Origin of the sequence: Protofrankia sp. Cr1 (genome assembly GCF_963555865.1) — a bacterium.
Classification (GTDB): Bacteria; Actinomycetota; Actinomycetes; order Frankiales; family Frankiaceae; genus Protofrankia.
This window is the reverse complement of the sequence record NZ_CAUVXO010000334.1, coordinates 4,668-5,264: the sequence shown is the minus strand read 5'-3', so window position 1 is coordinate 5,264 and position 597 is coordinate 4,668. Positions and strand designations below refer to the sequence as shown.

Sequence of the window (597 nt, the reverse complement as noted above, 5' to 3'; positions counted from 1 at the left end):
GGATGGTATTCTGCTGATCCGCGCCAGCTCCGACAGCGAGCTGCAACTCGCCCGCAATTTTCGGAACGAGGTCTTCCGCGATCGACGCAGCGTCATGTTCAGCGATGGTCTGGAACACCACCGCGACGCGAACAGCTATGTCATGCTCCTGCTGCGCGATGGCGCCCCCGTTGCCACCGCACGTTCACAACCGTATCCGTCCGACAGTTCGGACATACTCGGGGTCTCGCCGAACCTGCCCGACTGGGGTTCGGACTCCGAGGTCGGCCGGATGGCCGCGGCACGCTCGCCCCAGTCCGTGCGCTATTCGCTCATGGTGCTTGCCTTAGGCTCGATGTGGCTGCTGGAGTACACCCACCACCGGCGTTACATCGCCTACTGCCTCCCAAAGATGCTGAAGATATTCCGTCTGATCGGTGCGGAGGATACCGGCGAAACCTGCGCCGTTCCGGGGCGCCCGGGCCGGCACAGTATTATTCTCGGCCGCTACGACGACTGCGCTCGCATCGGTATGAACCAGTTGGGGATGAGCCACGCCGAGGCCCGGGCGGCAATCCGTCCAGGCCTCGCCGGGCCGAACGACTGAAGCCGGCCAAA

Annotated in this window: 1 protein-coding gene; it reads left to right on the top strand. The window is 64.2% G+C overall.

Annotation, left to right across the window (positions count from 1 at the left end; translation table 11 throughout):
* Positions 1-586: hypothetical protein (locus tag U9980_RS20585; protein WP_322769418.1), on the top strand; the 586-nt coding region annotated here is incomplete at its 5' end.
* Positions 587-597: the final 11 nt, after the last annotated feature.